This window comes from Desulfovibrio cuneatus DSM 11391, from assembly GCF_000430005.1.
Lineage (GTDB): Bacteria > Desulfobacterota > Desulfovibrionia > Desulfovibrionales > Desulfovibrionaceae > Frigididesulfovibrio > Frigididesulfovibrio cuneatus.
In genome coordinates, this window is record NZ_AUCY01000030.1 from 1 (window position 1) to 18,962 (window position 18,962).

Consider the following 18,962-nt stretch of genomic DNA (forward strand, 5'->3'; position numbering starts at 1 on the left):
CCGCCGTATAGCCTCGGAGCAGGCGTAGCAGTGGAGTAAGGCGCTACTTCGCAAGAAGTAGCCTTTGTTATTTGTGCAGCTAGAGGGCTATTCTATTGCTAGGGAAGCACTGATTAAATCAGCGTTTCCCTAGCAGATTTTTTGGCATATATATAAAGGAGAGTCCTGTGCGGGGGAAATTTGTTGCTTCGTGGCAAAGCAAGTGTTTTTTTGTTGACAAAACAATATAAATGTATACTACTATAGACAAGAATTATTTTACCCAAGGGGAAAACTCATGTCTCAACAACCAAAATCCACGCAAGCTGCCCACGCACAAATTGCTTTGTTTGCTCCTGTAGCAGGGGAAAACCTTGTGGTGCCGCAAGCAGGAAATAATGCGCTTAAATTTGATTTTGATATTACAAAAAGTACATTCTACCGTAGTGAGAATGACTTGATTATAGAAGGTGAAGACGGCGGCAAATTGACGCTGGATGACTTTTTTGCTGTGGGCACACAAGGTACGTTGCCCCAGTGGGTGCTTGAAGACGGCACCGTGGTGGAAAGTGCGGCCTTTTTGAAAGCACAATCTCCTGACCTGGACATTGCCACCGCTGCAGGGCCAGCCCAAAGCAGCGCCAGCTCTGGCCTTGGTGAATATAGCGACGGCACAGGTAGCTTGCTTGGTGGCACTGACCGCCTGGGCTCTTTGGGCACAGACCAGTGGGGCCGACAAGCCAGCGAGCAAGAATTGGTGCAAAGTCCTCAGCTTGCTGAGGTCACTCCAGGTGCGGCCCCAGGCCCCCTTCCAGGCCCCCTTCCTGGGCCTACCCCGCCACCTCCACCACCTCCGCCACCTCCACCACCTGTAGTGACGGATGATGACAATATCACCGTCAATGCAGGGGCAGCTACCCTCAGCTCCATGAAAATTTTTGGCGATAGTGTCGACCAGTCAACCTACAATACCCTGCCCGGCAGAACCACTCCTGTGCAGGGCACGGACGGGGCCGATACCATTAGCACCAGCAACAATGACAATGCCATTATTGGTGGTGCCGATAACGACACCATTGAAAGCGATGGCAATTCCCCCGCCATTATTGGGGGCGAAGTATACCCCGATGGCGGTACTGGCGTGTGGGGTAATGACACCATTACCGTGAACGCGACTGCTTTGAATAGCTCTGTTGTTGATGGTGGCGCAGGAAACGACTCCATAACCATTAATGCCAATGTGGGGAGCAGCTCTGTACTCAGTGGCGACACCAGCGCAGGCATGAGCCAGGGGCTTGGTGGCAACGACACTCTTACTGCTACCTCTCTTGCTGGTTATGCTACAGCCAGCGGCGATGCCGGAGCTTATCTTGACGGCTCAGCAAAGGGCGGCAACGACAGCCTGCACATTGGCACTGTGAACAACGGTATTGTGAGCGGCGACGCGGGGGGCGCTATGTATGAAACCGCCCAGGGCGGTAACGACTTCATTCTTGTTGACACATTGCAAAATGGTTCTGTGGGCGGTGACGCGGGCAGCCAAATGTTTGACTCCTCCATGGGCGGCAGCGACACTATTACCATAGGCACTATGCAAGATGGCTTGGTGGGTGGGGATTCTGCTTCCAGCATGTCTGGCTCAACCGTAGGCGGCGACGACAGCATTGCCATTACCACCATGCAGGGTGGTACCGTTGGTGGCGATGCTGTGGGCACCTTCTATGACGGTTCTGTGCAGGGCGGTAACGATACCATCAATATAACCACGATGAGTGGCGGTTTTGTTGGCGGCGATGCTGGTTCACAGCTCAACTCCACCAGTAAAGGCGGCAATGACAGCATTCACATAGCAACCTTGACAAGTGGCTATGTGGGTGGCGATGCCGGGGAGAACATGCAGCATAATGCCATTGGCGGCAATGACACCATTACGGTGGATTCTGCCACCAGCGGCTACATTGGCGGCGACGCAGCCGACCGTATGTATAATGCCAGCAAGGGCGGCAACGACAGCATTGCCCTTGGCAACCTTACGGGTTCTGGCACCTTGTATGTTGGTGGTGATGCTGGCTACCAAATGAGGGACTCTACCCAGGGTGGTGATGACACCATTACTATTACTTCCATTACTGGTTCGAAAAAATATATTGGCGGTGACGCAGGTTATACCATGACAGGCGGCACGGGTGGGAACGATAGCATTTTCGTTGCGGGTGCTGTGAATGCCAGCTATGTGGCAGGCGATGCCGGAGCAGACATGAGCAACGCTACAGGTGGCAACGACACCCTTACTGCGGCTTTGGTCAATGGCTATGGCACCGTAGCTGGTGATGCCGGGCGAAATATGCTTGGCGCTTCGCAAGGTGGCAACGACAGCCTTACCGTAGGCACCGTGAACTACGGCACTGTAAGCGGCGATGCCGGGGGTGTCCTTGCTGACACCGCCCAGGGTGGTAACGACAGCATCAATGTTGACACACTTCAGAATGGCTCTGTTGGTGGCGACGCAGGCTCGCAAATGTTTGACTCCTCCAAGGGTGGCAAGGACACCATTACCATAGGCACTATGGTCAATGGTCTGGTGGGTGGCGATTCTGCTTCCAGCATGTCTGGCTCAACCGTAGGCGGCGACGACAGCATTGCCATTACGGCAATGCAGAACGGTACCGTTGGCGGCGACGCTGCCGGAGTTTTTTCGGATTCCACCAAAGGCGGCAACGACACCATAAACATAACCACCATGACTGGCGGTTCTGTGGCTGGCGATGCAGGCTACCAGTTGAACAACAATTCCACTGGTGGCAACGACAGCATTCACATAGCCAGCATGAGTAGCGGTTATGTGGGTGGCGATGCCGGGGAGAACATGCAGCATAACGCCATTGGCGGCAATGACACCATTACCGTGGATTCTGCCACCAGCGGCTACATTGGCGGCGATGCAGCCGACCGTATGTACAATACCAGCAAGGGTGGCAACGACAGTATTACCCTTGGCAACCTTACGGGTTCTGGCACCTTGTATGTAGGTGGTGATGCTGGCTACCAAATGAGCGATTCTGCCCAGGGCGGTAACGACAGCATTACTGTGACTTCCATGACTGGAAACACTACGTATGTTGCGGGTGACGCTGGCCATAGCATGACCGGGCCTGGAGTTGTGGGTGGCAACGACACCATTGCCGTTACTACCATGCTTGGTGGCAAGCTGGCTGGTGATGCCGGACACACCATGACCAACAGTACTGGCGGCGATGATAGTATAACGGTGACTGATTTTGGCGGCGGCAGTTTGAGCGGCTATGTGAGCGGCGATGCGGGATTATATATGAATGGTGCCAGCCAGGGTGGTAAGGACACTATTGCCGTAACCAACTTCATAAAAGGCACCATTGCCGGCGATGCCGGATTGACTATGAAGGATACCAGCAAAGGCGGGAATGACAGCATTACCATTGGAGCCATGAGCAGTTATACCACTGTTGCGGGCGACGCCGGATCTTCCATGTATAATACCACTAAGGGGGGAGATGATACCATTAGCGTGGAGTCTACAGCCAACTGGTCGAAGGTGATTGGTGATGCCGGTGAATACATGTATGACAACGCCAAAGGCGGCGATGATAGCTTGCACGTCACTACCATGAACGGGGGAGTTGTTTCTGGTGACGCTGGTAGCTTTATGCAGGGGAACAGCCAAGGCGGTGCCGATACCATTACGGTAACCACCTTGACCGGCGGCAACATTAACGGAGATTCTTCACTGCAAAACTTTGCTCGTGGTGGTGCTGACAGCATTACCGTAGGCTTTATGAAGTCTGGCTATATTGCGGGTGAAGGCGTAACAATGGAAGGTAATAGCGTTGGCGGTGCTGACATTATTCAGGTAACCACTATGCAAGGTGGCAGTGTGGCTGGAGACGGCGCTGAAATGTATGGCCTGAGCCAGGGTGGCAGAGACACCATTACGATTGGTACTATGAGCGGCGCCTCAACCAAGGTGGGCGGTGACGCTTTGATCATGTATGAAAACTCCATTGGCAGCGAAGATCAGCTTACAGTAGCCAGCCTCGTGGGCGGTTACGTTGGTGGTGATGCTGGTCAAAACATGCGTGATAACTCCACTGGCGCAATGGATACGATTACCATTGGCACTATGACAGGTGGCTATGTTGGTGGTGATGCCGGCGAGCAGATGCTGGAGGCGTCTGTAGGCAACGATGATAGTGTGACTATTGACACCATGAATGGTGGTATGGTTGGTGGCGATGCTGGAGTGTTCATGAAGGGAACTTCCGCGGGCGGTGACGATACGATTGCCATAACCACCATGAATGGCGGTGTTGTGGCGGGTGATGCCGGATCTGCAATGCAGGACAGCGCCACAGGTGGCGACGATGTGATTAACGTCAGCACCATGAACGGTGGCAGAATTTATGGTGATGCCCCCATCATGGACAGTACCAACACAGCCGGTAACGACACCATTCATGTGGGCAGCATGACAGGCGGCAGCATTTATGGCGATGCTGGCAATGGCGGGGCGGGTGACGACCACATTATTATTGACAGCCTCAGCGGAACGGCAGCCAAAGCCATTAATGGTGGCGGCGGCACAGATATGTTTACTTACAATAACAGCGACAATGGTGGGCACAGCCTGAGCTTGGATAGCGCTGGCAACGTGAGCATTGATAACCAGGCAAAGTATAACAACACGTCCATTACAGGCTTTGAAGGCCTTGGTGGCGGTGCAGGCAACGACGCCCTTACAGGCAACGCTGGCAACAACGTGCTCAACGGCGGTGCAGGCAACGACATTCTTGTGGGCGGCGCCGGGGCAGACACCTTTGTGTGGGGTGCAGGCCATGCTGGCACCGTGGGTAACCCTGCTGAAGACACCATTTCAGACTTCAACATGGCAGATGGTGACAAGCTGGACCTGAGCAGTTTGCTGAGTAGTATGAACCAGGACAACATGGACGACTACCTGCAACTGAGCTACGATGCCAATACCAACACAACAACCCTGCATATAGATACCAACGGCAACTGCCAAAATGGTGACTACAACCAGAGCATTGTGCTGGAGAATACCCACTTGAGCGCTACGGATTTGCAGAACATACTCACTAACTTTGGCAACTAGCGGAATCGCTCAATAGTCAATGGTTTTCAGGCAATAATACAAGGCCCCTGCACAACTTTTACGGTTGTGCAGGGGCCTTTGTTGCTTTGCATGGGGCTACATACAATGTCTATTTTCCACAAAAAAACGCGGCATCATACCGCGTTTTACCAAGAAAAAAGGGGGCTGACAATTCCGCAGGAAAGCGGAATTGGGAACCGCCCGCAGGGCGGGAGCCGAAGGCCGAGGCCCAGGACGGGCCGAGTCAACTCTTTGGTCCTGCCCCCTTTCAAAAAATGCAAATAACGCCGCCAAACGGAATAACTGAGCGTTTCCTTATACAAGGCGCTCAAAAATAAGATTATACATTTGCCGTACCACAAGGGAGAGTTTGAGCTGAATTTTGGCGCCTTCCTGGTGTTTGGCCGCAAAAATATCTGCCAAATACGCTGCCACAGGGGAAAAATCTGTCTCCGCCTTGGGCCGTAGCAAATCAAGGTAGGTGTTCAGCCGGGCTTGGCGCTGGGCAGCCTTTTTTTCCGGCTGGTTTAAAAAGGGTGCTTTTGCGCGGTAAAGGGCAAAAAACTCTTCTGCCTTGTCGGGGAACGAACGCTTGAGTGCCATATACCATAAGGCAATACTCACAACGCGCAGTTCTTGCAGGGCCAAGTTCCGCTTTTTAAATTGGAGCAAGCTAAAGTGTAATTCTTCCACGTCTGCGGTAAAGTCGTAGGAGTCGTACAAGGCTTGAAAATTGGCGATAACCTCTTCCGCATTATATTGCGTTAAGGTGGTGCGCCCTGCTTGGGAAGGGGAGGAAGGTGGTTGCGTATGTTCCGTATGCTGCATATGGGGTATGTTTACCAGAAGCCCCCTGTGGGAGGCAAGGGAAAGTGCGTGGTTTTCTTGCATCCTGGCATAAAAAAATCACAGGGTTGCCAGGAGCGTTGAAATCTTAAACGAACAATACACAATAGGAATGATGGCCTGCGCAAGCACACGACCACAAGCAAAGGGTTGGGTGAGCCAGGGGGCTTTGCCCGCGCACGTGGTTGCAAGCGAATCACGTAGGGTGTTTCTGAAAAGAGGGGGCGTTTACCGGCCAGGGCTTGCCTAATGCGTAAAACGTATTGTACTGGGTTCCTGGCTAGCCACACCCTTTGCTGCATCCTGTTATTACAAGAACAAAACACGTTATGCCACACAACCAGTATGCCAAAGCCCAATTTCCCTGTGGTCTTGCACAGCCGCAAGGCAGTTTTCGCTTTTCACAAGACGCATTGCTCCTTGCGGCCTTTGCCAGCCTGTTCTGGCGGGAAGGGGCAGAACCAGCCCAGGCAGATGAGGGTGGTGAAGGGCCAGTGGTGCAGCCGCCGCGTTCTCCCCTGCTGCTGGATATTGGCACAGGCTGCGGGGTGGTTGCCTTGCGGCACCTGCTGCATTTTCCTGCGGCCCATGCCATGGGCCTTGAATTTCAGCCGGAATTACTGGAGGCAGCGGTGGCCAATGCCCACACCCTTGGGGTGGGGGAGCGTTTTGTGCCGCTCCTTGGCAATGTGCATGATTTTTCCCCGCTTTCCCCAGGGCACCCCCTGCCTGAGTTTGCCCAAAGCTGCGCCCTGGTGGTGGCCAACCCCCCTTACAGGCTGTATGGGCATGGGCGCATTCCTGCTTCCCCCCTGCGGGAAAAGGCCCTGTTCGGGACTGAAGGCACTTTGCCAGCCTTCTGCCAGGTGGCAGCCATGGCCTTGCAGCAAGAAGGCGTATTGTGCGTGGTGTTTCCTGCCGCAGGGCTTGCCAGGTTGCAGGGGGCATTGCATGGGGCAGGGCTGGGCATTACCCACACCATGCATGTGTATAGCCGGGCAGGGGAGCCTGCCCAGCTTGTGCTTGTGGCGGCAACCAAAGGGGCCGGGGGTGTGGGGCCTGCGAGTTCTGCAGGCACAGGCGGTAGTGGGGGTACTGCGCTCACCCGGCTGCCAGACCTTGTGGTGCACCAGGGTACGGGCAGGGAAAGCTGCCTGACCAAGGCGGTGCTGGCTTTTTGCCCGGAACTGGCCCGTAACCGGGGCAATGGTGCGGTTGTACATGATAATGGGAGTGATGCATGACCAGAGCAGAACGGCTGTTACATCTTATGCAACTGCTGCGTATGGCGAAAAGGCCTGTGGCAGGGGCTACCCTGGCCGGGGCACTTGGGGTAAGCCTGCGCACCCTGTACCGCGATATTGCCAGCTTGCAGGCGCAAGGGGCACGGGTGGAGGGCGAAGCCGGGCTTGGCTATGTGTTGCGCGGCGGTTTTTTGTTGCCGCCACTTATGTTCAGTGGGGAAGAACTGGAAGCCCTGGCCCTGGGCCTTGCCTGGGTGCAGGAACGGGGCGACAACGACCTTGCCCCGGCAGCAGGGCAGGCCACGGCAAAAATTGCGGCAGTGCTGCCTCCGGCTTTGCAGCAGGCCTTTGCCCACACAGGTATGCTTGTGGGGCCGGGAGAACTGGTGGAAAACGCCAGCCAGTGGTTGCCGGAAGTACGCCGTGCCATTCGCCACGAGCAAAAGCTGCTTCTTACCTATGCCGATGCTGCCGGGGTGCAAAGCAAGCGCGTGGTGTGGCCCTTTGCCATTGGTTTTTTCGATTGTGTCCGCATTATCGGTGCCTGGTGCGAGTTGCGCCAGGGGTTTAGGCACTTTCGTTCAGACAGAATTAGGCAGCTTGCCGTGCTGGAGCAAGATTACCCGCGCAGGCGTGAGGCACTATTGCAAGAGTGGATGGAACTGGAAAATATACACTGTGCACACACTGCTGACAAAAACTGACAGTAGCTTCGGGTAGGGTGTGTGTTGTTGGCCGCATGCTGCGCCAGCAAATACACTACACGAGGTTATATATGACACGCCCTGATTCTGTTATTTATTATGTGGAAAATATTGAAGCGAGCACCGACTTTTATACCAGCCTGCTGGGAGCCTCCACGGAGTTTGCCAGCCCGGAATATGTGCAGTTTGCCCTTGGCAATGGCCTGACTTTGGGGCTGTGGGCACGCCACACAGTTGCCCCTGCGGCAACCCCTGCTGGCGGGGGAGAGCTGTGCTTTCCCCTGGAAGATGCCGCAACGCTGGATGCCCTGTTCGCTTCTTTGCAATCAAAGGGTGTTACCGTGGCACAGGCCCCCACCACCATGTGCTTTGGGTATAACTTCCTTGTGCAAGACCCGGACGGACACCGCCTGCGCTTTTACGTGCCAGCCATGTAAGGGGCAGCGCTCCTGATGAGGCTGTAAATTCCTCCATATGGAATACCAATAAAAAGGAACCTCTGCTATGCAGAGGTTCCTTTTTTGTATGAAAAAAAGCAGGCAGAAACAAAAAAGACCAGTAATCAAGCGTATTGCTGCAACTCGGTCCACAACTCGGGGTTTACGTCAAAACCAAGTTCCGTAGCTTTGCGGGCGTATTCCAGGGCTTTTTTGCCTTCGCCTTTTTCCAGCCACACCAGGGCCAGGTTGTTGTACGCCGGGCTGAAGCTGGGGTATTTTTCCACCACTTTTTCACTCAGGGCAATACTTTGGTCCAGTTCGCCTTTCATGTAGTACGCTGCCGCCAGGGAAGCCTGGGCCTGCACAAAGTTGGGGTCCCACTTCAGGGCTTTGGTAAAGGCCGGAATGGCTTCTTCTGCGTCGCCACGCTGCAAATGTACAAAGCCAATGTTGCCCCAGGCAATGGCAAAGCGGGGGCGGCACTGGGCGGCTTCCTTGTTGTAGTTCAGGCAGCCTTCCAAATCTCCCCGTTGCAGGGCAATGCCACCAAGCTGTACATAGGCTTCCGCCAGCCGGGGTGATTTGCTTAATGCATCCAGAAAGGCCCGCTCCGCAGCGGAAAAGTCGCGCTTAGTCAGCAGGGCCATGCCCAGGTTGTACAGGTGGTTGGCGCAGTCCGGGCTTTTGGAAATGGTGTCTTTCAGGTCGGCAATATATTCATCAATGTTGTCGTACTGTTCTTTCATCGCTTTTGTAGCTCCCTGGTAAGCAAGGTGTGGTACCACAGGCAAAAATCAAAAATACCGCGGTACTTTTCCTCATGGTTAACCATGCCAAGGGCGCATTCCAGCGCACCCCGGGCATACTCATTACTGGGCTTTTCCTGCTGCACACTTTGTAAAAATTCGCGCACAAGCTGCTGGGTGGTGCGCTTGGTCACATCTTCGCGAATATCCATGGGTTCTTTGGGGGCAGCAAAGGGGTCCCAGTTGTCGTAGCCAATACGGTCAATAAACTTGCGGCGGCGTGGGTTCATGCGGTCATACAAAAAACGCTTATGCTCAGCTTCTTCCTGGCTGTAATCACGCGGGCCGGATTCGTCCAACATGGAGGAAGGGGGAAGAAAAGGGGTGTTGTCCATGTGTTACTGTCCTTGCGTTATTCCTAACAAAGCACTGATAAATGGCATTCTGGAAACGCGCAGTTATTTCATTTGGCAAGGTCGGGGACACAGGCCCTGTGCGCAAGCTTTTTTTGAAGCAGGAGTGACAATTCCGCAGGAAAGCGGAATTGGGAACCACCCACAGGGCGGAAGCCGAAGGCCGAGGCCCAGGACGGGCCGAGTCAACTCTTCCGTCCTCGACTGTTTCAAAAAAGTGAAGCAACGCAGCCTAACGGAATAAATCAGCGTTTGCCTGACTACTTTTCCTTGGGAATGCCGCCAATACCAAGGTATTGGGCATCATAGGAGGTAATAAGCGCAGCGGAAACAGGAACATACATAAGTGCCAGTTCTTTGTAAGCGCTTTTCAGGTGGGTAGCTGTTTCTGCACTTAACTGTGCCAGCCTCTCCTGCATCTTGTCAAGAAACACAGTGGGGTAGCGCCCCCCAGCCTTAAACCCGGTTTTGCCGCAGGTGTGGCCTTGCCCGCCAATGGAGGTGGGCACACCGTAAAACCGGCAGGTAATAGGGCGATATTCATATAAAACGCACTTGTCTTCGTCGTCCAGCAGGGGGCAGCGCTCGGTAATGGCGGCTACCTCGTGCAAAATGGCATTGCTGTCTTTGCCGTCGCGTGAGTCGCGGTAAATCTGGCGCTTGACGCGGGCCAGCTTGCGGTCTGTTTCACTGGCTTTTTCGGTAATGGCAAAGCGTTCCATACCAGAAGGGAAAATTTGGGAAAATTTGGCGTTGAGGTACAGTGCCTCCACAAGGGAAAGGTCGAACAGGGCATGGCAACATGAAGCGCAGCCCTTGGCACATGTTACTTCCTGGGGGAACTGGGCGCGAATGTGCTGGAATGCAGCATCTGCTTCACGGGCCAGTGTTTCATAGCGAAGGAAAAAAGGGGAAAGGTCAGGCAGGGTGGCGCTCATGCAATGCTCCGTAGGAAAGAAGGCGTGTCAGTGCAGTCGCAAAAAAGAGCATGAGCCGCTGCCACGTGTTTCCACAAGGCAACGGCCATGCTATACAAGTGTTCAGGGAATGTGCAAAAAGCAAGGCATACCAAGCCCTTTGCACCAACACCTTACACTTCTTCAATAACAATAGCGTCGGAAGGACAAACTTCCACGCAAGATTCGCAACCAAGGCATTCTTCAGCGTTCACGGCAACAGCTTTGCCGTCCTGCAGTTCATACACTTCTACAGGGCACACATCCACGCATTCGCCGTCGCCAGTGCACTTGTCGCTGTCAACAATCACATTCCAAGCCATAATCGCCTCCAGTGTTTTTTGAGTGAACGGTCTTGTACCGTTCTTGTGAACAAAAGTTACAGACGCAGTCTGCGTCTTTCAAGCAGATAGCCGTAGCAACCATTGCTGTCAAGCATTCATTGTGAGGAAACGCTGATTTATTCCGTTTGGCTGCGTTGCTTCACTTTTTTTGAAACAGTCGAGGACGGAAGAGTCTACTCCTGCTTCAAAATAAGCTCGTGCCTTGCAAAACGAAATAACTGAGCGTTTCCCAAAAATCCAGTTAATCAGTGCTTTTGAAAGCATAGGCCAAGGGGCATGTACCGTTTTTACCGTGTCTGCCCTTGCCTTGCAACTGCCAGAAAAAATTTATGCAACAGTCTTGACCATTGCGGGTAACTGGGGTCTTATACTAGCAAAATAACGGTAGCCTATTATTTCTCCTTGTGCCACCGTGTTATTTTGTCACATATAACCACACGCCCCTGCGTAGTTCACACCATGCCCACTTTTACTCTTCCTTCTTTTTTGGCCGAGGCTGCTTCCCGCATTGCCCCTGTTAACCCGCAGCATGAAGCAGCCGCCAGGGCCCGCCTTGATTCCCTGACAAAACCCGTGGGCAGCCTTGGCAGGCTTGAAGACTGGGCCACCCAACTGGCTGGCATACAGGGGGGGGCCGTGCCCCTTGCTGTGGACCCAGCCTTGATGGTGACCATTGCCGCCGACCATGGCGTTGTGGCAGAAGGTGTTGCCGCCACCCCTTCCAGCGTGACAGCATTGCAGGTGGTAAATTTTATGCACGGGGGCGGGGCCATTAACAACCTGTGTGCCAGTGCAGGCATGCAGTTATGGGTGGTGGACGCCGGGGTGGACGCCGACCTGCCACAAGGCCCTGGCCTGGTGCACGCCAAAATTGCGCGGGGCACGGCCAACTTTACCCGGCAATGCGCCATGACAGAAGTAGAATGCCACGCCGCCCTTTCCCTTGGCCTGAACCTTGCCGATAAAGCCAATACCCAGGGCGTGCGGCTGGTGGGCCTTGGGGAAATGGGTATTGGTAACACCACGGCTTCCACCGCCTTGTTTTGTGCCTACCTTGGGTTTACCCCGCAAGAAATTACAGGCATTGGGGCAGGCATTGCCCCCAGCCAGTTGCCCCACAAGGCCGCCGTTATTGCCCGCGCACTGGAACGGCACAAAGATGTTGTGGCAGGCGGCAACCCTGTGCAGGTGCTGGCAGCCCTGGGCGGGCTGGAAATTGCTGCCCTGGCCGGGCTGATTATTGGGGCCGCCAGCCACGGCATGGCTGTTATGGTCGATGGGTTTATTGCCACTGCCGCCTATGTGGCTGCTTTGCACATTGCCCCGGCTGTGGCCCCCTATTGTTTTTTCAGCCATGGTTCGGCAGAGGCAGGCCACGGCAAGGTGCTTGCCCGGCTTGGGCAAAAGCCCCTGCTTGACCTTGGGTTGCGCCTTGGGGAGGGCACAGGGGCCACCTTGGGTGTAAGCATGCTGCGTGCTGCCGTGCAGGCCTACAATGGCATGGCAACGTTGCAAGATTTAGGCATTACCCTGAAACGCTGATTATTGAGGCCGTAGAGTTGGGATAAGCTGCATGCTTTGTGTTTTGTATTGGGCGTGGCACGTTGGTAAAACTAGCCTTTTTTGCGGAGACTTCGTTGGCGGCGAATTTTCCGTCAGGGCAGACCACGAGGTCAGCCCCTTGAAAAATTCGCCGCCGCCTTGCCTGCACAAAAAATTCTATCTTTTCACCAACGCCCCGCCCAAGCACAGCCCCCCCTGCGGGGCCTTGTGGCCGATGGCTTCGCTATGTAGGAACGAAGCGAAATAGTAACAATCATTTTATTCAGAGTTGTCATGCATAAAAACACAACCCCCCGTCCCCCCCTTGTGGTGGCCTTGCTGTGCCTTGGCTATATGGCCTTGGTGCTCATCGGGTTGCGGGTGCTGTTTGTATGGGCCGCCTGGGCGTGGCTGGTGGGCACAGAAGCTTCATTGGTCAGCGTAGCGGCAGGGCCGGGGCTTGAGCCCTTTGGCCCCGTGTTCTGGAGCGCCTTTGGCTATGGCGTGTTGTTTGACATGCGGCTGGCTGCGCTATTGACACTCCCCCTTGGTGTGGGGTTGGCCTTGCCCTCTGTGGCTCGGCAATTTTCCTTTATCAACGTGTTTGGCATGTATCTACCCATACTGTGGGTGGTGCTGCTTGTGTATGTGGTGGATGTGCTTTTCTATGCCAGCATCGGGCGGCGCATAGACTACCAGTCTTTTTTGGATGCACTGCAAGCAAGTAATTGGTCTTTTGGGGGCATGCTTTTGTCAAATTATTCACGGGTGTGGCTGGCTGTGGGCATTACGGTGGCAGCCGGGCTGGTGGCGGCTGGCCTTGCCTGGCTTGGCAGCATTCCCCTGGTTCATGCCCGCAGGTTCCAAACAGCGTATATGTGTTGTTTTTTGGGGGCAGTGCTGTGGGTTATGGCCCTGCATGGGCAACCGTTGTGGGGAAGCAAGCCCTTGCAGGCCAGTATGCTGCCTTTTCCTGCCCGCAGCACGGGCCGCGCTTTGGCCACGAATCCCGTGCAGAACATTATGGATACCGTGCAAACTGCTCCGTAATGATTTTTCACTCATACTGTTACTGCTGTATTTCGCGTAAAGAACATGCGTAGTGCAGGTGGCAAGGCAACGCTTTCCCACCTTCAAATATTTGACATAATACGAGTGTGCTGCATATTTAATTTTATATTTCAGTATGTTGCTGTGTGTGGCACTGCAATTGCATTCCTGAGGCAAACCCCTTTGCGTACACTGCCCAAAGGGAACATTGGTTCAGGAGAAACTTATGGCTACCTCATATCCTCTTGAGGGGTATCCACCCACCTCACGCAACAATGCCAACACGGAGCGTGGTGCCCCCAGTGGCACCAAAGCCTCGGACCCTTCTTTTGCGGCGGTTATGGCTGCAAAAAGTGGTGCTGGCGTGCCTGCCCCGGCGGAAAATGCCGCGGCTAAGGGGCGCTCATCCTTCTTTCCTGCCACGGCACCGCAGCAAACCGAGCGCATATACCGTTCCGGCCAGGGGGTGCCCCCTGGTTCATTGGTGGCTGGTCAGTCTAACCATGTGCAGAATACCCTGGCCCGCAGGCAATTGCAGCAGCCCATGTCTAAGCAGTCGGAACTTGCAGGCCCAGACCCAACCCGGCCTACAAACCCTGAAGCCACAGACATGCGTGCCCGCTTTGCAGGAACGCGCAAAGGCGCACGTGTTGCCACGCCGCAAGCCAATAAATATTCTTTTGGTATGGAAGACCCCCGTAACCTGCGTGGTTCCGGGCGTTCCGCCATTGGCTCTGGCAGGGCGGCCAACGTGCACGGGCGTGAAGCCCTTACCATGCCCGGCCAGGGAGTACGTTCCCAGCCAGGGCTTGCCCAGCAAGCCGTGGGCAAACAGGCCCTGGGTGCGCAACCCCTGGGGGGTAAACCCGGCATGGACAGCGTGTTCTCATTTAGCGGCAAAGAAAGTGCCGTGAGCCTTGCGGGGCAGGTTGCCAAGGACATGGTCTTTGTCAGTACCCCTGATAACGGGCGGGGGGGCATAGCCCGCCACGCAGCGGAAGCTGGCCGTTTGCCGCAAATGCCTGGCAACGGGGCACTGGCCGCCGCTGCTGCCCTTGGGAACAAAGGGCTACCCGGAATGCCGGGTGGCATGCCAGGTATGCCTGCCAGTATGCCTGGGGGGCTTGGCGGGGCCATGCCTTCAGGTATAATGCCGCCTGCGGGGCCTTCACGCATTACGCGGGAATCTCTTGTGCAGGGCAATGTGCCGGATGGGACAACCTATGGGGCTGTACCCAGCGCCCAGGCCTATTCCCGTGGGGGCGACAAGCCCTGGGAAATGGCGGTTCGTTCCTCCAGCCATAAACGGGCTGGTGGTGCCCTTGATGCCGGGCGCGTTCCCTTGCAACTGAAGGGTATACACCCTGGGGCTGTGCCAAAGGGTGAGCTGGCAGGGCAAAAGCCCGGTTCCCCTGGGGTTCAAGGTTTCCCCGCCTCTCCGGGTGCCTTGGGTGCCCTGGCTGCCCGGTTTGAATCCGGGGCAGATGGTATTGCTGCCGTTGGGTATGACTCCCACGGGGGCACTTCCTACGGGAAGTTTCAAATTTCTTCCCGTGCTGGCACCATGAAGCAGTTCTTGAGTTATCTTTCAGAAAAAGCCCCAGACCTGGCTAAACGCCTTGCGGTGGCTGGGCCTGCCAACACCGGGGGCAAGGGCGGGCGTATGCCGGAAACCTGGAAGGCCATTGCCGGTGAACAGCCAGATCGTTTTGAAAAACTGCAAAATGACTTTGTGCATGAAAGCCACTTCGAGCCAGCCGCCCAGGCCTTGGAAAAGAATACAGGTGTTTCCTTCAGCAATATGCCGGAAGCCTTGCGTGAAGTGCTGTTCAGCACGGCCGTGCAGCACGGCGCTGCCGGGGCAGTGCGTATTGTAAGCCGGGCTTTGGACCGCCTCAGCTCCCCTTCTGGCCAGCAAAAAAGCATGCCTGCGCGCCAGGCGTATGAGACAGGTAAAGAACTTATTCAGCAGATTTACGCCATTCGGGCCGGGCAGTTTGGTTCTTCCTCCATGCATGTGCAATCTTCGGTGAAAAACCGGCTGCAGGAAGAAATGCAGGAAGCACTTACCATGTTTGGCACCCACAAGCCACGGGGGTAATGGCGAAAGCCTTATTTCCAAGACAGCAGACCATAAAAAAGCGCTGGTGAGCAATGCTCACCAGCGCTTTTTGCGGTTTCCCAAATACCATTTAAGCAGTGTTTTGCTATGGCCATTTCCCTAGAGCAGTTTACCTTTGAAAGTATACACTGGCTTACCATGCAGCGCATTGGTTTTTTCAATGTAGTCGTCTGGTTTGTGCAAGGGGTTACTGGGCTTTGTTTTCTTCGTTACAGCCTTGCGCCGCTTGGTTGAAAATGCCTTCCTGTTTCAGGCAATGGCTGGCAGTGCGCAGCACTTGGGCCAGGGGTTCTTCCGTTGTGCTGAACTGGGTGGAAGACCACCCAGGCAGCGCCCCCAGCATGGCAGCAAGCCCGGCCATGCCTTCCTGGGTGGCAAGGGCTGGCAGCATGAATAGGCAAAGGCCTAACGTGTCTGCCATGGCCCCGGCAAGTTGCAGGCTTTGTTGGTCCTTGTCTGGCAGGCGTTGCTTCTTTTTTCCTGCTGTGCCGGGGGCTACCCCCAGGTGGCGGGCATAGGCCACGGCACCGTGCAGCATGGCGCAATGGGGCTGTTCCCCCGCGGCCGCACTGGCAATGGCCTTTGCCATGGCGCTGCTGTTGCCATGGGGCAGCAGGCCAGCCTGCACGGCAAGGGCCAGGGCGCTTACTGTTTCCACAAGGTCAAGCCCCGCACCATTGCAGGCGGCTTCCAGCATTTGCAATTGTTTTGCGGTGTGCAGGCCAAGTGGTTCTGCGTCAAATGCTGGCAGGTGCCCGGGGTTTGCTTTCTGCTCTTCCAGTTCATGGTGGGGGCACTGCATGGGGCACCCCGGCTGGCAGGCCGGGTGGGCTTTTTTGCGCTTGCTGGCGGGCTGGGGGCCTTCCAGTAATGGGTCTGCTTCTTTGGTTATTTGGGGTGCCTGGGGCAATGTGGGCGGGGGTTGCCCTGCCTTAGTATTCTGCGTGGCATAATGGGCATCCAGGGCTGTCAAAAATAAGGCGGCCTGGGCCAGGGCGGCGTCAGAATAGGCAACACTGTGTGCGGCACGGGTAAACTGGTGGGCACCTTCAATAAACGCTGCGCGGTAGCGGCTGGGGGCAGGCAATGCGGCTTTGGCTGCCTGCTGTTCCGGGCAAAACACAATGGCCTTAATGCCTTTGGCTGCCAGCACGGCCCCAATGCCGCCTTTGCCGCAGGTGCGTACAGGGGCACCTTGTTTGTCGGTAATTTGCAAGGTGGCAGTAAGAGCGCCGTTGTCTGCCGCCGGACCAGTGCACAGCACGGCACACTGCTTGCCAAAACGGGCTTGCAAGGCCTTGCACAGGGCTGCCGGGGCAGTGGGGGGGTGTTCTTGTTCTGTTGCTTGGGCAAGCGGTTCAAGCTGCCCACCAGTAGAGGTAAGCACAAGCACAAAGGGTGCCTGGGTTGGTGCCGCACCGCCAATGGTCAGGCAGCGCAAGCCCAGGCGGGCCATAATGCTGGCTGCTGTGCCCCCGGCGTTGGATTCTTGCAGCTTGCCTGAAAGGGGGCTTTTGGTCACAACGGAAAGCCTGCCCCCAGCCGGGGCAGGGGTGCCCGCCAGAAGGCCGGGGCACAGCACCAGTTTGTTTTCCGGTGCCAGGGGGGCAACGTTTGGGGGCACTGCCCGGCAAAAGGTGGCAGAAGCCAGCGCCCGCCCCGCCAAAGGGCTGGCGGGCAGGGGGTACAGGGTGACTTTGCCACGGGTCATATCGACATCACATTGATTCCACATATATTTTCTTACCTAATGCGCCGCAGGGCGAGTACGTATCGTTATTTTCTTCATAATCTAGCCCTTCTGGTGTCAAAATTCAAGGAAAAGGCGCAAGTCACCTGTAAATTCCCAATGCCCGCCATATTGCCCTGTTTTGATTTATTAATATTGTTTTGTTCAGTTTGGCGTACCTTTTGCATTGCCTAGGGTACCTGCCGTTTTATTCAAAATTCCGACAAACGGTGTGGCGGCATTTTTGCCTCTTATGAAGACTATTGCACAATAGTCTTGAGGCGGCTTCCCACAAGGAAGACGCTCCAAAAAGTACCAATAAGAGAAATTTACCTTCCCTGCAAAATGAGTACTTTTTGTGACTTAGGCCATATTTCGGTTTGCGGAAGCAACGCGAAATATGATGGAAAAAGCACGCAAAACGTAGTTTTGCAATGGTTTTTTATAAGAAGAAGGAGTGTACCATGCAACACTTTATGACCATGCCCCGCCGTTGTGGCGTTCTGCCCACAGGGCTTGCTGCATTTATGCTTACCCTGTTGTTCAGCCTGCCAGCCCATGCGGTGCGGTTGAAAGACATCGCCTCATTCAGTGGCGTGCGCGACAACCAACTGGTTGGCTATGGCCTTGTGGTGGGCCTTGGCGGCACGGGTGACAAAAAAGACTCCACCTTTACCATGCGTTCCATGGTGAACATGCTGGAAAAAATGGGTGTGCAGGTTGACCCGCGCCAAATGAAGCCCAAAAACGTGGCGGCTGTTATGGTAACAGCCAAAATGCCTGTTTCGGCAAAGCCGGGAACCCAGATTGATATAACTGTTTCTTCCCTGGGCGATGCCACTAGCCTGCTGGGCGGCGTGCTTATTCAAACCCCGCTGAAAGGGGTGGATGGCAACGTGTATGCCATTGGGCAAGGGTCGCTTACGGTGGGTGGTTTTACCATTACCGGGGAACAGGGCAGAGCGCAGAAAAACATTACCACTGTGGGCCGTCTTCCTGGCGGGGCCATTGTGGAACGCGGCATACCCTTTGAATTTAACTCGCAAGACACCCTTTCACTGACCATGCACGCGCCAGACTTTTCCACCACCAACCAGGTGGTGCAGCGTATAAACGGTGCTTTGGGGGGCAACTTTGCCAGCGCACCTGATGTGGGCACTATAAAGTTGCAGGTTCCCAGCGATTTTCGCGGTAATATTGTACCGCTTATGGCCTCCCTGGAAAATATTGAAATAACCCCTGATGGTGCAGCAAAAGTGGTGGTGGATGAAAAAACAGGCACCATCATTCTTGGGCGCGATGTACGCATAAGCCGTGTGGCTGTTGCCCATGGCAGCTTGCAGGTAACAGTGCAGGAAAACCTGGATGTTTCCCAGCCAGGGCCATTTAGCGGCGGTACCACTGTGGTTACCCCCAGCACAGACATTACGGCCCGTGAAGAACGCCGCAACCTGAATATTATGGAAGGGGCCACCTTGCAGGAACTGGTGGACGGCCTGAACTCCGTTGGGGCCACCCCGCGTGACCTCATATCCATTCTTCGTGCCATGAAAACAGCCGGGGCGCTCCATGCCCAGCTTGAGGTTATTTAAGGAAACGCTGATTTATTCCGTTTGGCGGCGTTGCTTCACTTTTCTTGAAGCAGTCGAGGACGGAAGAGTTGACTCGGCCCGTCCTGGGCCTCGGCCTTCGGCTTCC

At 55.2% G+C, this 18,962-nt stretch carries 14 protein-coding genes; 8 read left to right on the plus strand and 6 right to left on the minus strand.

Annotated elements, in window-relative coordinates:
- The first annotated feature begins 277 nt into the window (after positions 1-277).
- Complete coding sequence (locus tag G497_RS0108665) at positions 278-5,128, plus strand: beta strand repeat-containing protein (protein WP_027187852.1); 4,851 nt, start codon at positions 278-280, stop codon at positions 5,126-5,128.
- Between the two features lie 315 nt (positions 5,129-5,443).
- Here G497_RS0108665 and G497_RS0108670 read toward each other — a convergent pair whose 3' ends face one another.
- The gene (locus tag G497_RS0108670) at positions 5,444-5,956 is read right to left on the minus strand and encodes a hypothetical protein (RefSeq protein ID WP_156908015.1); all 513 of its coding nucleotides are present in this window, start codon (positions 5,954-5,956) and stop codon (positions 5,444-5,446) included.
- A 347-nt stretch (positions 5,957-6,303) separates the two neighbouring features.
- Between G497_RS0108670 and G497_RS17455 the strand changes: the two genes are divergently transcribed.
- From G497_RS17455 to G497_RS0108685, 3 genes are all read left to right on the plus strand, one after another.
- A complete protein-coding gene (locus G497_RS17455) occupies positions 6,304-7,218 on the plus strand; it encodes an SAM-dependent methyltransferase (RefSeq protein ID WP_051257990.1) in 915 nt (304 codons plus the stop codon).
- Complete coding sequence (locus tag G497_RS0108680) at positions 7,215-7,922, plus strand: helix-turn-helix transcriptional regulator (RefSeq protein ID WP_027187854.1); 708 nt, start codon at positions 7,215-7,217, stop codon at positions 7,920-7,922. The genes G497_RS17455 and G497_RS0108680 overlap by 4 nt, the downstream gene beginning before the upstream one ends.
- A 71-nt stretch (positions 7,923-7,993) precedes the next feature.
- Positions 7,994-8,359: a VOC family protein gene (locus G497_RS0108685; RefSeq protein WP_027187855.1), complete on the plus strand. Its 366-nt coding sequence runs from the start codon at positions 7,994-7,996 to the stop codon at positions 8,357-8,359.
- 125 nt (positions 8,360-8,484) lie between these two features.
- Here G497_RS0108685 and G497_RS0108690 read toward each other — a convergent pair whose 3' ends face one another.
- From G497_RS0108690 to G497_RS0108710, 4 genes are all read right to left on the minus strand, one after another.
- A complete protein-coding gene (locus tag G497_RS0108690) occupies positions 8,485-9,108 on the minus strand; it encodes a tetratricopeptide repeat protein (RefSeq protein ID WP_027187856.1) in 624 nt (207 codons plus the stop codon).
- Positions 9,105-9,503, minus strand: a complete 399-nt coding sequence (locus tag G497_RS0108695; RefSeq protein WP_034637310.1) for a hypothetical protein — start codon at positions 9,501-9,503, stop codon at positions 9,105-9,107. The genes G497_RS0108690 and G497_RS0108695 overlap by 4 nt, the downstream gene beginning before the upstream one ends.
- 278 nt (positions 9,504-9,781) lie before the next feature.
- Complete coding sequence (locus G497_RS0108705) at positions 9,782-10,459, minus strand: YkgJ family cysteine cluster protein (RefSeq protein ID WP_034637313.1); 678 nt, start codon at positions 10,457-10,459, stop codon at positions 9,782-9,784.
- A gap of 152 nt (positions 10,460-10,611) precedes the next feature.
- The gene (locus G497_RS0108710) at positions 10,612-10,800 is read right to left on the minus strand and encodes a ferredoxin (RefSeq protein WP_027187859.1); all 189 of its coding nucleotides are present in this window, start codon (positions 10,798-10,800) and stop codon (positions 10,612-10,614) included.
- Positions 10,801-11,280: 480 nt separating this feature from the next.
- Between G497_RS0108710 and cobT the strand changes: the two genes are divergently transcribed.
- From cobT to G497_RS19180, 3 genes are all read left to right on the plus strand, one after another.
- Positions 11,281-12,363, plus strand: coding sequence for a nicotinate-nucleotide--dimethylbenzimidazole phosphoribosyltransferase (gene cobT / locus G497_RS0108720; protein ID WP_051257991.1), 1,083 nt, complete (start codon positions 11,281-11,283; stop codon positions 12,361-12,363).
- A gap of 294 nt (positions 12,364-12,657) precedes the next feature.
- On the plus strand, positions 12,658-13,413 hold the full coding sequence (locus G497_RS0108725) for a hypothetical protein (RefSeq protein ID WP_027187862.1): 756 nt from the start codon (positions 12,658-12,660) through the stop codon (positions 13,411-13,413).
- A 226-nt stretch (positions 13,414-13,639) separates the two neighbouring features.
- A complete protein-coding gene (locus G497_RS19180) occupies positions 13,640-15,514 on the plus strand; it encodes a VgrG-related protein (protein WP_051257992.1) in 1,875 nt (624 codons plus the stop codon).
- Between the two features lie 208 nt (positions 15,515-15,722).
- Here the strand turns inward: G497_RS19180 and G497_RS0108735 are convergent, their stop codons facing one another.
- A complete protein-coding gene (locus tag G497_RS0108735; protein WP_084516148.1) occupies positions 15,723-17,270 on the minus strand; it encodes an aldehyde ferredoxin oxidoreductase N-terminal domain-containing protein in 1,548 nt (515 codons plus the stop codon).
- Between the two features lie 521 nt (positions 17,271-17,791).
- Here G497_RS0108735 and G497_RS0108740 point away from each other — a divergent pair.
- The gene (locus G497_RS0108740; RefSeq protein ID WP_245576372.1) at positions 17,792-18,856 is read left to right on the plus strand and encodes a flagellar basal body P-ring protein FlgI; all 1,065 of its coding nucleotides are present in this window, start codon (positions 17,792-17,794) and stop codon (positions 18,854-18,856) included.
- The last annotated feature ends 106 nt before the right edge of the window (positions 18,857-18,962 follow it).

Coding starts and splice junctions, on each gene's coding strand:
- G497_RS0108665 (WP_027187852.1), top strand. CDS start 278: ATGTCTCAACAACCAAAATCCACGCAAGCTGCCCACGCACAAATTGCT.
- G497_RS0108670 (WP_156908015.1), bottom strand. CDS start 5,956: ATGCAGCATACGGAACATACGCAACCACCTTCCTCCCCTTCCCAAGCA.
- G497_RS17455 (WP_051257990.1), top strand. CDS start 6,304: ATGCCACACAACCAGTATGCCAAAGCCCAATTTCCCTGTGGTCTTGCA.
- G497_RS0108680 (WP_027187854.1), top strand. CDS start 7,215: ATGACCAGAGCAGAACGGCTGTTACATCTTATGCAACTGCTGCGTATG.
- G497_RS0108685 (WP_027187855.1), top strand. CDS start 7,994: ATGACACGCCCTGATTCTGTTATTTATTATGTGGAAAATATTGAAGCG.
- G497_RS0108690 (WP_027187856.1), bottom strand. CDS start 9,108: ATGAAAGAACAGTACGACAACATTGATGAATATATTGCCGACCTGAAA.
- G497_RS0108695 (WP_034637310.1), bottom strand. CDS start 9,503: ATGGACAACACCCCTTTTCTTCCCCCTTCCTCCATGTTGGACGAATCC.
- G497_RS0108705 (WP_034637313.1), bottom strand. CDS start 10,459: ATGAGCGCCACCCTGCCTGACCTTTCCCCTTTTTTCCTTCGCTATGAA.
- G497_RS0108710 (WP_027187859.1), bottom strand. CDS start 10,800: ATGGCTTGGAATGTGATTGTTGACAGCGACAAGTGCACTGGCGACGGC.
- cobT (WP_051257991.1), top strand. CDS start 11,281: ATGCCCACTTTTACTCTTCCTTCTTTTTTGGCCGAGGCTGCTTCCCGC.
- G497_RS0108725 (WP_027187862.1), top strand. CDS start 12,658: ATGCATAAAAACACAACCCCCCGTCCCCCCCTTGTGGTGGCCTTGCTG.
- G497_RS19180 (WP_051257992.1), top strand. CDS start 13,640: ATGGCTACCTCATATCCTCTTGAGGGGTATCCACCCACCTCACGCAAC.
- G497_RS0108735 (WP_084516148.1), bottom strand. CDS start 17,270: ATGTGGAATCAATGTGATGTCGATATGACCCGTGGCAAAGTCACCCTG.
- G497_RS0108740 (WP_245576372.1), top strand. CDS start 17,792: ATGCTTACCCTGTTGTTCAGCCTGCCAGCCCATGCGGTGCGGTTGAAA.